This is a genomic window from Corallococcus sp. bb12-1 (assembly GCF_026626765.1).
Lineage (GTDB): Bacteria > Myxococcota > Myxococcia > Myxococcales > Myxococcaceae > Corallococcus > Corallococcus terminator.
This window is the reverse complement of sequence record NZ_JAPNJZ010000003.1, coordinates 318,210-330,425: the sequence shown is the minus strand read 5'-3', so window position 1 is coordinate 330,425 and position 12,216 is coordinate 318,210. Positions and strand designations below refer to the sequence as shown.

Sequence of the window (12,216 nt, the reverse complement as noted above, 5' to 3'; positions counted from 1 at the left end):
GGCTCTTGGGCTCAGGTGCCAGGCTTGTTCGGCGGAGGGCTCTTCGCGCGGTGGCGCTCCCGGGAGAGCCTGGGGATGGCGGTCGGTGAGGGGCGCGGCGCCGCGCTCTGGCGGTGCGCAGCGAGGGCCTGGGCCAGGGTGGCCACGGTGGGAGCGTCGAAAATCAACTGAAGGGGCAGCTCCAACTGGAGTGCGTCCCTCAACCGGGAAAGCACCTGCGTGGCCAGCAGCGAGTGCCCGCCCAGCCGGAAGAAGCTCTCGTCGACGCCGACCTCGGTGAGGCCCAGGACGCCCTGCCAGATGGATGCGATGAGCTGTTCATCCGGCGTGCGCGGAAGGACCAGCTCCCGCCCCTGACGGAGCGAGGAGACGTCCGGCGCGGGCAGGGCGCGGCGCTCCAGCTTCCCGGACGGAGACAGCGGCAGCGCGTCCAGGGGCACGAAGAACTCCGGAATCATGTACTCCGGCAGCGTGCGCGCGAGCGACTGCCGCAGGTCCTCGGCCCAGGTGCGCGGGCTGCTGAAGGGCAGCGGGCCGGGCGTCTGCGACGCGCGCGCGGGAGCCGTGGCTTCGGGCCGACGCGCCCAGATGCCGTGAAGGCCGGAGTCCTGGAGGCCCTCCTCCTGTTCGACGACGAGCTCGAAGCCATGCTGCTTCAGCAACCGCGTGAGCTGCTCCAGCCGGCCGTCCTTGTCGTGGACCTCGACGACCACCTGTCGGATGCGGGGCCAGTCCTCTTCGGCGATGCCCGCGAGGACATCCGCTTCGCTCTTCTCCACGTCGACCTTCAGCAGGTCGATGCGCTCCACGCCGTGCTCGCGCATGACGTCGGACACGGTCCGCAGCTGGCAGTCCACCAGCTCGCCTCGCAGGCGGGAGGTGAGCAGTTCGTCCACCTGGGCCTTGTCGGGCGCGGTGCCCGGGGATGTGCCCTGCTGACCCTGGAGGTACGCGGCGACGACCGCGCGCTCCTCGCCCGCGTCGGCGAAGCGGCCCGAGACGATGGAGACATGCGGGTAGTACGTGAAGGTGGCGCGTCCCTGCTCACGGGAGAGGCCCGCCTCGATGGGCACGGCATCCACGCCGTGCAGCGCGACGTTCATGCGCAGCTTCTCGAAGATGCGCGGGATGGGCTCGAAGGCGAAGACGCGGACCTTCCGGGCCTGCTGTGCGGCGAAGAGCGTGAAGAGGCCGATGTTCGCGCCCACGTCGAAGACGCAGTCCCCGTCCCGCAGCGTGAGGCCGTGCCGCAGGTAGCTGTTCTGGTGGAAGATCTCCTCGTAGAGGAAGTCTGTTTCACCCGGGTTGAGGTGGGTGACCGTCATCCCGTTGGGCAGGTCCCGGAGCGTGGTCTCCTCCAGCAGGCCCTCCTTCTGCCAGCGCACCCTGCGCAGCAGCGGATGGGCCTGCTCCATCGAGGGAACGCCATAGGCGACGAGTTGGAGTCGTTCCGGGGAATCGCGCCGAGCGAGGACGACGGCCTGGGAGACGGCGGGATGCAGGCGCAGGGCGGCTTCAATCTCCCCCAGCTCGATGCGCAGTCCACGCAGTTTGACCTGCTCATCCAGGCGGCCGAGGAACTCAAGGACGCCGCCGGGCAGCCACCGGGTGAGGTCTCCGGTGCGGTAGAGGCGCGCGCCCGGCGTGGAGCTGAAAGGGTCCGGGATGAAGCGCTCGGCGGTGAGTGCGGGGCGGTGCAGGTATCCGCGAGCGAGCTGGACGCCCGCGAGGAAGAGCTCCCCGGGGACGCCGAGCGGGACGGGCCGCAGGTGGGAGTCGAGGACGTAGACGCGGGTGTTGGCGACGGGCCTGCCCAGGGGGACGACGGGGGTGGGGCTGGGAAGGGCGCAGTGCCAGGCGGTGACGTCGATGGCGGCCTCGGTGGGGCCGTAGAGGTTGTGGAGCTGGGCGGAGAGGCGGGAGGCGAAGCGCTGCTGGAGTTCGGCGGGGAGGCCTTCGCCGGAGGTGAAGACGTAGCGCAGGCCGGAGCAGCCGGAGAGGTCGGGCTGCTCCAGGAAGGCACGCAGCATGGAGGGGACGAAGTGGAGGGTGGTGACGCGCTGCTGGAGGATGAGGTGGGCCAGGTAGGCGCTGTCCTGGTGGCCGCCGGGGCGCGCGAGGACGAGGCGAGCGCCGCTGAGCAGGGGCCAGAAGAACTCCCAGACGGAGACGTCGAAGCTGAAGGGCGTCTTCTGGAGGACGGCGTCGTTGGGCCCGAGCTGGAAGGAGTGCTGCATCCAGAGGAGGCGGTTGGCGACGGCGCGGTGGGAATTCATGGCGCCCTTGGGCTGGCCGGTGGAGCCCGAGGTGTAGATGACGTAGGCGAGGGCGTCGGGTGCGAGGGCGAGCGCGAGCGGGCCGGAGGGCTGGAGCGCGAGCAGGGGCGCGGCCTCGTCGAGGAAGAGGACGCGGGCGGCGGAGGAGGAAGTCGGGAGGGTGGAGGCGAGCGCGCGCTGGGTGAGGAGGACGGGGGCGGCGCAGTCGGAGAGCATGAAGGCGAGGCGCTCGGCGGGGTAGCCCGGGTCCAGGGGCACGTAGGCGGCGCCGGCCTTGAGGACGCCCAGCAGGCAGATGACGAGCTCGACGGAGCGCTCCAGGCAGACGGCGACGGAGGACTCGGGGCCGACGCCGAGGGAGCGCAGGTGCCAGGCGAGCTGGTTGGCGCGCTCATCCAACTGGCGGTAGGTGAGGGATTGGCCTTCGAAGACGAGGGCGGTGGCGTCGGGGGTGCGGCGCGCCTGGGCTTCGATGAGTGCGTGCAGGCAGTCCTGCTCCGGGTACACCACGTCGGTGTGGTTCCACTCCTCCACCACCTGCTGCGCTTCTTCGTGCGTCAACAAGGAGGCGGTTTCGTGGCGCGCCTCGGGCTTGCTCGCCATGGCCTGGAGGACCCGCGCGTAGTAGCCGCCCAGGCGCTCCACCTGCATCGTGTCGAGTTCTCCCGCGTCGTAGCTCAGCCGCAGCCGGACCTGACGTCCGAAGAGGTCGAGTTGGAAGTTGGCGGCGAGCGTGAAGTGCGTCTGTTCGAAGAACTTCCCGCCCGCGATCTCGATGCCCTCCTGCTGGACGACGCCCTGGTAGACGTGGAAGTGGGCGAAGTTGAAGACCGTTTCGAAGAGGGTCTGTCCTCCCGCCAGGCGTTGGATCTCCGCGAGGGGCAGCCGCCGGAAGGGCATCGCGGCGCGCTCGGCCTGGAAGGCCTGACGTGCCAGTTCGATCCACGTGCCCGCCGGGAGGTCCATCACGATGGGCAGGGTGTTCAGGAACAAACCCAGCACCCGCTCCCCATCCGCTTCCTCCAGGCGCCCGTGGGAGACGAGGCCCGTCAGCACCCGCTGTTCGCCGAGGTGGCGCAGCACCCGCAGGTGCGCGGCCAGGAGCACGCTCTTGAGCGGCACTCCCGCCAGTCCCGCCAGCCGCTTCAGCCCCTGGGAGAGCGCATCGGAGAGCGGCACCTCCAGCTCGCCCTGCGTTCCCGTCCGGGCCGTGCGATCTCCCGGCCAGCGCGGCAGCCGCGACGGGCTCGCCTCCGCGAGTCGTTCCTTCCAGAAGGCCCGCGTCGCGTCGGACGTCAGCGCCTGCTGCTCCAGGGCGACAAAGTCCCGGTAGTGCTGCCCGAGCGGAGGCGCCGGTGTGCCCGCGTCCCGGCCGGTCAGCGCCAGGTAGCGCTGGAGCAGTTCGGTGACCAGCGTGGCCACGCTCCACCCATCGAGGATGGCGTGGTGGAACCCGAGGCTCAGGGTGAAGCCTTCCGCGCCGCGGGCATGGACCTGGAAGCGGATCAGCGGAGGCCGCATCCAGTCGAAGGGCGTGGCCCGCTCCTGGAGGCTCCAGGCTTCCACGGCAGCCTCCTGCGCCGCTGCGTCCAGGTGCCCCAGCTCCGTGAAGCCCACGAGAGGCTCCGCCTTCGCGTGCACGCATTGCAGGGGCTGCTTGAAGCCAGACAGCGCGAAGCCGGTCCGCAGGATGGGGTGTCGCTCCACCAATTCGTGGAGGGCCTGGACGAGCAGGTCCGGCTCCAGGCGCGCGCGCAGGTGGTAGCTGAAGACGTCGTGGTAGACGGGCGTGTCGGGGCGAAGCTCGCTGTGGAAGAGCATCCCCGCTTGCAGCGTCGCCAGGGGATAGGCGTCCTCGAGCCCGGGCGGCAGGCGCTCGCGCTCCTCCGGTGACACGAGCTCGAAGGGCTGGAGTCTGGGGCGCTCCGGGACGGGGTTCGGTCCCTGTTCGGCCGCGCGGGCCAGGGCCTGGAGCGTCTGGTGTTGAAAGAGCTGGGGCAGGGCGAGCTCCAGCCCGATGGCCCTCGCGGCGGTGATGATCCGGATGCCCAGGATGGAATCGCCCCCGAGTCCGAAGAAGTTGTCGGCGAGCCCGATCCGCTCCCGTCCCAGCACGTGGCTCCAGATCGTGGCCAGGGCCTCCTCGGTGGGGCTGCGAGGCTGTGCCGAGGACTCCGCGGGAGACTCCGGATCCACGCGCGGCGCGGGCAGGGCGCGCCGATCCACCTTGCCGTTCGGTGAGAGCGGCAGGGCGTCCATCACGACGAAGAACGCCGGCACCATGTAGTCCGGCAGCTTCTCCAACAGGAAGCGTCGCAGGTCGTCGGTGAGGACGGACGGGTCCGCGTGCGGCGCGACATAGGCGACGAGTTGGAGTCGGTCCGGGGAATCGCGTCGAGCGAGGACGACGGCCTGGGAGACGGCGGGATGCAGGCGCAGTGCGGCTTCAATCTCCCCCAGCTCGATGCGTAGGCCGCGCAGCTTCACCTGCTCATCCAGGCGGCCGAGGAACTCGAGGACGCCGCCGGGGAGCCATCGGGTGAGGTCTCCGGTGCGGTAGAGGCGTGCGCCGGGGGTGGGGCTGAAGGGGTCCGGGATGAAGCGCTCGGCGGTGAGTGCGGGGCGGTGCAGGTATCCGCGAGCGAGCTGGACGCCCGCGAGGAAGAGCTCACCTGGGACGCCGAGCGGGACGGGCCGCAGGTGGGCGTCGAGGACGTAGACGCGGGTGTTGGCGACGGGCCTGCCCAGGGGGACGACAGGGGTGGGGCTGGGAAGGGCGCAGTGCCAGGCGGTGACGTCGATGGCGGCCTCGGTGGGGCCGTAGAGGTTGTGGAGCTGGGCGGAGAGGCGGGAGGCGAAGCGCTGCTGGACGTCGGCGGGGAGGCCTTCTCCGGAGGTGAAGACGTAGCGCAGGCCGGAGCAGCCGGAGAGGTCGGGCTGCTCCAGGAAGGCGCGCAGCATGGAGGGGACGAAGTGGAGGGTGGTGATGCGCTGCTGGTGGATGAGGTGGGCCAGGTAGGCGCTGTCCTGGTGTCCGCCGGGGCGCGCGAGGACGAGGCGTGCGCCGCTGAGCAGGGGCCAGAAGAATTCCCAGACGGAGACGTCGAAGCTGAAGGGCGTCTTCTGGAGGACGGCGTCGTTGGGCCCGAGTTGGAAGGAGCGCTGCATCCAGAGGAGGCGGTTGGCGACGGCGCGGTGGGAATTCATGGCGCCCTTGGGCTGGCCGGTGGAGCCCGAGGTGTAGATGACGTAGGCGAGGGCGTCGGGTGCGAGGGCGAGCGCGAGCGGGCCGGAGGGCTGGAGCGCGAGCAGGGGCGCGGCCTCGTCGAGGAAGAGGACGCGGGCGGCGGAGGAGGAAGTCGGGAGGGTGGAGGCGAGCGCGCGCTGGGTGAGGAGGACGGGGGCGGCGCAGTCGGAGAGCATGAAGGCGAGGCGCTCGGCGGGGTAGCCCGGGTCCAGGGGCACGTAGGCGGCGCCGGCCTTGAGGACGCCCAGCAGGGCGATGACGAGCTCGACGGAGCGCTCCAGGCAGACGGCGACGGAGGACTCGGGGCCGACGCCGAGGGAGCGCAGGTGCCAGGCGAGCTGGTTGGCGCGCTCATCCAACTGGCGGTAGGTGAGGGAGTGGCCTTCGAAGACGAGGGCGGTGGCGTCGGGAGTGCGGCGCACCTGGGCTTCGATGAGCGCGTGCAGGCAGTCCTGCTCCGGGTACACCACGTCGGTGCGGTTCCACTCCTCCACCACCTGCTGGGCTTCTGCTCGCGTCAGCAGGGGCAGGGCGCTCAGGGGCTGATGCGCATCCGCGGCGATCCCCGCCAGCAGGTTCTCGTAGTGCAAGGCCATGCGGCGGACCGAAGCGGGGTCGAAGAGGTCCGTGCTGAATTCCAACCAGCCCCGCAGCCCTTCGGCCGTGTCCTCCATCAGGAGCGTGAGGTCGAACTTGGCCGTGACGGCCGGCATCTCCAGCGGCGTGACGATGAGCCCCGGCAGTTCAATTAGGCCGGCGGGCGTGTTCTGCAGGGCGAAGAGGACCTGCACCACGGGGTTGCTGCTGAGGTTGCGCTCCGGGTGCAGCTCTTCGACCAGCCGCTCGAAGGGGAGATCCTGGTGGGTGTATGCGTCCAGGGTGACGCGCCGCACGCGCTCCACGAGCTGGAGGAAGGACGGATCCCCGCCCAGGTCGATGCGCAGGGCCAGCGTGTTGACGAAGAAGCCGATGAGCGATTCGAGCTCGCGGCGGCCCCGGTTGGCGATGGGCGTGCCCACCACGAGATCGTCGCCGGCCCGGTAGCGGTGCAGCAGGCCCGCGAAGGCGCCCAGCAGCACCATGAACAGCGTGGCCCCTGTCTTCTCCCCCACCGCCTTGAGCTGCTGCGTGAGCCTGCGCCCCAGATGGAAGGACACGGCGTCCCCGCGAAAGGACTGTACGGGAGGCCGGGGGCGATCCGTCGGCAGCGCGACCTGCGCGGGTGCCCCGGTGAGCTGCTTCTTCCAGTAGGCGAGCTCGCGCTCCTGCTTGTCGCCGCGCAGCCACTCCCGCTGCCAGCACGCGAAGTCGACGTACTGGAGGGTCAGCTCCGGCAGCGGGCCGGGCGTTCCATTCATTGAGGCCGCGTAGAGCTGGGTCAGCTCCCGGACGAACAGGTGGATGGACCACCCGTCGAACACGATGTGATGGAACGTGAGGAGCAGGACATGCCGCTCCGGGGCGAGCCGCAGCAGCGTGAGCCGCAGCAGGGGCGGCCGGTCCAGCGAGAAGGGCGTGCGCGCCTCCTGCGTGGCCCGTCGCTGGACTTCGTCATCCTGCGCGGCGCTGTCCAGGCCCTGGAGATCCACGACGGGCAGCGGCACCGCCAGCTCCGGGGCAATCACCTGGATGGGGGCGTCCGCGTCGAGCAGGAACGAGGCCCGCAGGGCCTCGTGGCGCTGGACGATGGTGTTCAGGCACTGCTCAAGCGCTTCGTGTCGCAGCGGCCCGTCGAGGCGCAGGACGCCGGGGATGTTGTAGGCGAGGCTCTGGCCCTCGAACTGGCACAGGAACCAGAGCCGCTGCTGAGCGAACGACAGCGGCATCCTCGGCTGTCGCGCGACCCGGGGGATGGCGGACTCCGCTGGGACCTTCTCCCTCGCGGACGCGGGCTGCCGCCGGGCGAGCTTCTGGAGGATCTGCTCGCGCTGCTCCGGGGGCAGGCGCTGCAACTGCTTGAGCAGGTCATCCATGACGGGACTCATCGCCGGGCGCGGCGTCCACTTCCGCGAGCAGCTCCCGGAGCGCATCCAGTTCCGCGCCCTCCAGCGCGCCCGCGGCCACCCGCGCCTTGAGGTCATCGACGGCGGCGGTGTGCCCTGCGTTCGCGGCGTCCAGGTGGGCCGCGAGCGCCGCGACCGTGCGCAGCTCCAGAAGGGTCCGCAGCGGCACCTCCACCTGGAAGTGATCCCTGGCGCGCGTGGAGATCTGCGTGGCCAGCAGGGAGTCTCCGCCCACCTCGTAGAAGTCGTCGTGGACGCCCAGCCGCTCCAGTCCGAGCACCTCCGCCCAGATCCTCGCCAGGGCCGCCTCGGTGGGATTGCGCGGCGACGTGCCTGCCTCCGCACGGGCCGCGCGAGTCGCGTTTGGCAGGGGCAGGGCCCGCCGGTCCACCTTGCCGTTGGCCGTCAACGGCAGCGCGTCCAGCATCACGAAGGAGGACGGCACCATGTACGGCGGCAGCCGCTGGGAGAGGTGTTCGCGCAACACATCCCACCGGCCCCGCCGCGTCGACAGCGGCCCACGCGCCAGGATGACGTCGAACCCCAGGTAGTCCGACAGGGTGCCCGGCTGGTGCAGCACCTCGCTCTCCTCGAAGCCCGTCTGGGCGAGCATGCGCTGCCAGAGCTCGCGCGACAGCAGCGGGTGGGCGCTCCTCAGCTCGTCGTCCACGAACCGGTCGAAGCCCTGCTGCAATCCCATGCCCAGATCGAACGAGGGGAAGAAGCGCGTCTCCTCGATGATCAGCAGCACCCCGCCCGGCGCCAGCAGCGAGCGCAGGTGTCGCAGGCTCTCCTCGATGCGCGCGGTGCCGTGCAGCACGCTGACCGCGACGACGACGTCGTAGGCGTGCGCTTCGAAGCCCTGGGCCACGGGCGGCTTCTCCACGTCCAGCCGCTCGTAGGCGAGGAACGGGAAGCGCGCGAACTGCTTTCGCGCCTCCTGGAGGAAGTACTGGGAGATGTCGGTGAAGACGTAGCTGGTGCGCTCCGCGGGCAGCAGCGGCAGCAGGTGGACGGTGGCCGTGCCGTAGCCGCCTCCCACCTCGATGATGCGCAGGGGGCGCTCCGCCGGTAGCTGCTCGACGACCGCGCGCATCACCTGGGCGGCGGTGGCGTTCGCCCGGGGGAAGAGCTTCTGGTAGACGCGCGGCGTCTCCTCCGCGGCGTAGACCTGGGCGGAGTGGACGCGCTCGGTGAGGATGTCCGCCAGCCCCTCGGCTACGTCGAGGAACTTCTCCACGTCCCCCATCGCGAAGCCCGCGCTGGCCTTCAGGTGCCGGCCCAGCTCCTCGCGCCGAGCCTCGCGCGGCTTCACCGGAAGCGGCGCCGGGTTGGTGAAGCGCTCCCCCTCCTGGAGGAGGTGCCCCTCGCGGGTGAGGGCCTGGAGGGCTCGCGCGAGCCACCGCTCATACCGGGGTGAAAGGCGACAGCGCGCCATCAGCTCGGAGCGCTCATGACGTTCGCCCGGCGTGGCGTAGGCCCCCAGCTCGCGCAGGGCGCGGCAGACGGCGTCCAGGTAGATGCCATCCAGGGCGCCCCAGAGCGCGGTGAAGCCCTCGATGTCCTGCGTGTCCCGGCGGGCCTCCGCGCGGCCCGCTTCGATGAGCGCCCGCCATCGGGCGTGGACCTCTCCCGGTTCGGCGTGCTCACCCTCCAGCAGTCGTGAGCCCTGACTCCCGCCTGGGACGACATAGGCGAGGAGCTGCTTGGGACCGCGGAGCTCACCGACCGCGGTGACGACGGTCTCCTTCACGTCCGGGTGTTGCAGCAGGGCGGTTTCAATCTCCCCCAGCTCGATGCGGAAGCCGTTGACCTTGACCTGGAAGTCCTCGCGGCCGAGGAACTCGATGTCGCCACCCGGCAGGTAGCGTCCCAGGTCGCCCGTCTTGTAGAGCCGCTCGCCGGTGCGCGGGTGGGTGATGAAGCTGGCCTGCGTGCGCTCCGCGTCGCGCCAGTAGCCGAGCGCCAGGCCCTGTCCGCCGATGTAGAGCGCCCCCGGCACCCAGACCGGGCACGGTTCGAGCGCCGGGTTGAGGACGTGGAGGTGCTGGTTCGCCAGCGGCTTGCCGTAGGGGATGCTCTTCCAGTCCGGGGCAATCTCCCCGATGGGGTGGAAGATGGACCAGATGGAGGCCTCGGTGGCGCCTCCCAGGCTGACGGTCCGCGCCTCGGGCCAGTGCGACCGGATGGAGGGAGGCAGCGCCAGGGGCACCCAGTCACCGCTGAGCAGGCACAGGCGCAGGCCCGGCGGCACCTGCCCGGGATGGGCTCCCAGGTAGTCGACCAGCAACTGCATCAGGGCGGGCACGGAGTTCCACACCGTCACCCCGTGCTCCGTCATGAGCCGCGCCACGCAGGCGGGATCCCGCGCCTCGTCCGTGCTCGGGATGACGACGGCCCCGCCCGCGGCCAGCATTCCAAAGATGTCGTGGACCGACAGGTCGAACGTCAGCGCGGAGATGGCGAGCGTGCGATCCCCAGGCCCGATGGCGAAGCGGCGGTTGATGTCGAGCAGCGTGTTGACCGCGCCGCGATGGCTGATCATCACCCCCTTCGGGACCCCCGTGGAGCCGGACGTGTAGATGATGTACGCGAGCCCGTCCGGATCCTGCGCGACGAAAGGGAGCGGTCCGGGGTCGGGCGCGTGCAGCGCCTGCTCATCGAGGGACAGCCGGTGCACGCCCGGGGGCCACTCCAGGGTGTCCTCCAGGGCGGTCTGCGTCACGGCCAGGACGACGCCGGCCTGCTCCAGCAGCGCGGCCCTGCGCGTCGCGGGCCACCGCGCATCAATGGGCAGGTACGCCGCGCCCGCCATGAGGATGCCGAGCACGGCGGGGACCTGCTCCCAGCCCTTGTCCATGATGACGGCGACGAGCGTGTTCGCGCCGACGCCGCGCTCCCGCAGGGAGGTGGCGACCTGACGCGCCACCCGGGCCACGTCGGCATGGGACAGCGTGCGCTCCGGGGTGATGACGGCCGGCGCGTCGGGATGGCGCCGGGCCTGCTCCTCGAAGAGGCCGTGCAGCAGCTGTTCGGAAGGCGGATGCAGGGTGGCGTTGGCGCCCTGGCGCTCCGCCAACTGGGAGGCGGGCAACAGCGCGGTGCGCTCCGCGCTCCATCCGGTGTGGCCCATGGCCAGCTGGCGCACCAACTGCTCGTAGGCGCCGAACATGTCGTCCAACAGGCCCGGAGGAAACAGCGCCTCCACGGCATCCCAGGTGAAGAGCAGGGCACCGCCGCGCTGCTCCACGAGCTGGTGATCCAACCAGACCTGGGGCGTCTGCCCGATGCCGTAGAGCACCTCGCCCAGCCAGTCCTCCTCGGGCGAGGTCTGCCCGGCGGCGCCGAGCGCCAGGGTGCTGGTGAAGACGACGGGCATGAGCGCCTTCTGGCCACCGCCCTCGCGACGCGCCAGCTCCCGCAGGACGCGCACGCCGCTGAAGTGGCGGTGATCCAGATCCCGCCAGAGCTGCTCCTGCAGCCGCAGGCCCCGGTCCGTGAAGGACTCCGGGCGCGAGTGGTCCACCTCCAGCAGCGTCAGCGACGTGAAGTCCCCGACGAGTCCGTCCACCTGGGAGTGCAGCGGCAGGCGGTTGAAGAGCGTCAGGTTGAGCGTGAACCGGGGGTTCTTGCTCCAGGTGCCCAGCACCTCCGCGAACGCGGCGAAGATCGCCACGGAGGGCGTGAGGCCCGCCTGGGTGGCCTGATGCTTCAGCGCCTGCCAGTCCTCGCGGGACAAGAGGAAGGCCCGGCGCTCGAAGACGGTCTCCTCCAGCGCGCTGGGGCTCTTGGACAGGGGCAGCTCGGGCGCGGGGGCCAGGGTGTCCAGCCGGCCCATCCAGTAGGCCTTGGAGCGCGCGTGGTGCTCCGTCTCCCGCAGGGCCTGCTCGGCGAGGACGTAGTCGCGGAAGGACAGCGCCAGCGGCGGCAGGGGCTGCCCGGGGTGGTGGTAGAGCCAGGCCCACTCGCGAAAGATGAGCCCCATGCTCCACACGTCCGCGATGAGCGCGTCGAGGCTCAGGTGGAGCCTCAGCCGCTGCCCGTCCATGAGCGAGGCCCGGATGTCGAACAGGGGCCAGCGGTCCGACGGGAGGACCTGGTGCGCCATCTCCTGCCGCAGGGCCGCGAGCCGGGCCTCGATGACCTCCCCGGGCTGTCCGCGCAGGTCCACCACCGCGAGCTGGTAGGGCGGCGGGGACTCCAAAATCCGCTGCCGTCCATCCGGGAGGATGACGGCCCGGAGCATGTCATGCCGCGCGATGAGCTGGCGCAGGGCGGCCTCCAGCCGGACCGGATCCAGGCCGCGGCTCTCCAGCTCGCAGTAGCCGTGGGTGGAGACCTGGCCCAGCTCGAAGGCGCCGCTGCGACCCAACCAGTAGGCGTGCTGGACGTCCGTCAGCGGGAAGGGTTCGAAGCGCTGCGCGAGAGCGGGGACCAGCTGGGGCAGCGGCGCGGCGGGGGTGGCACGGCGCAGGAAAGCGAGCAGCTCCTCCTTGTGCTCCTCCACGGCCGCGCGCATGCGCGCGTCGAGCGCCCCACGTGGAGCCCGGCACCGCAGCTTCTCTCCCTCCATGTGGAGGGTGATGCCCTTCTGACGCAGCTCCGACAGAAGCTCTTCGACGCGTCTCACGTGCGGTCGTCCCTTTCCATGTCGTTCCTGACCCCATGCCGGAGGGGCCGGTCCCACGGC

General features: G+C 70.9%; 2 protein-coding genes. Both read right to left on the bottom strand.

Going from position 1 to position 12,216, the window contains the following annotated elements; translation table 11 throughout:
• Positions 1–11 precede the first annotated feature (11 nt).
• Entirely contained in the window at positions 12–7,496 is a 7,485-nt protein-coding gene (locus OV208_RS08985) for a non-ribosomal peptide synthetase (protein WP_267573402.1), read from the bottom strand.
• On the bottom strand, positions 7,489–12,156 hold the full coding sequence (locus OV208_RS08980; RefSeq protein ID WP_267573401.1) for a non-ribosomal peptide synthetase: 4,668 nt from the start codon (positions 12,154–12,156) through the stop codon (positions 7,489–7,491). Before OV208_RS08980 ends, OV208_RS08985 begins: the two co-directional genes overlap by 8 nt.
• Between the last annotated feature and the right edge of the window lie 60 nt (positions 12,157–12,216).

Bases quoted from the DNA above. Each gene is read 5' to 3' on its own strand.
- OV208_RS08985 (WP_267573402.1), bottom strand. From the start codon at position 7,496: ATGGATGACCTGCTCAAGCAGTTGCAGCGCCTGCCCCCGGAGCAGCGC.